Genomic DNA, 550 nt, shown 5'->3' with positions numbered 1-550 from the left:
ATTCCTTTGATAAGTCCCTCCCTTTCTTAAACAAATGGTACAATATACATTCTGTTTCTGCGGTGATTCTTTTTCATTTCTACTTTCATTTTATTGTCGTTAACGACAATAATCAAGTATGAAAAATAGCCGTTTTTCACCGATTTTTTTGCCTTTTCCTCCTTCTTCCTCTGATTCCTAACGATTTTAACACTCTTTCCCACTCTTCCACCGTCGCAAGCCAATAATTCCCCACTTTTCGGGGAATCTTTTTTCCTTTGGCCGCCGCTTTTTGAGCTAACCACCTCCCCCATGAGGCAGACTTTCCTTTGATTTTTGCGAACTCCGTCGCCGTGATTTCTCTCGACTTTTCATCATCTTTCACGCGTTCCACCTCCTTATATTGCTTTTATCGCTCATATTGTTTATATCGCTTTTTATTATAAACGAATACCGCCAAGAAAACCAAAGGGAGGCTTACAGCCCCCCTTTACCTTCCTCTGTCTCTTCTGTTGCGTTCCTGAACCATCCTCCGTGTGGCTTCCCGTCTTTCCTTTTCGTGCTCCCACTC

1 protein-coding gene is annotated in these 550 nt (G+C 42.4%); it reads right to left on the bottom strand.

What is annotated here, in order from left to right; all coding sequences use genetic code 11:
* Positions 1–26: 26 nt before the first annotated feature.
* Positions 27–293 carry a hypothetical protein gene (locus RZO55_RS10080; RefSeq protein ID WP_318064153.1) on the bottom strand — a complete coding sequence of 89 codons (267 nt, stop codon included), beginning with the start codon at positions 291–293 and terminating at the stop codon, positions 27–29.
* Positions 294–550 lie beyond the last annotated feature (257 nt).

It is taken from the genome of Clostridium boliviensis (assembly GCF_033342255.1).
Lineage (GTDB): Bacteria > Bacillota > Clostridia > Lachnospirales > Lachnospiraceae > Lacrimispora > Lacrimispora boliviensis.
The sequence above is the reverse complement of the archived record's forward strand: the minus strand, read 5'-3'. Positions and strand labels throughout refer to the sequence as shown.

Coding starts and splice junctions, on each gene's coding strand:
- RZO55_RS10080 (WP_318064153.1), bottom strand. CDS start 293: ATGGGGGAGGTGGTTAGCTCAAAAAGCGGCGGCCAAAGGAAAAAAGAT.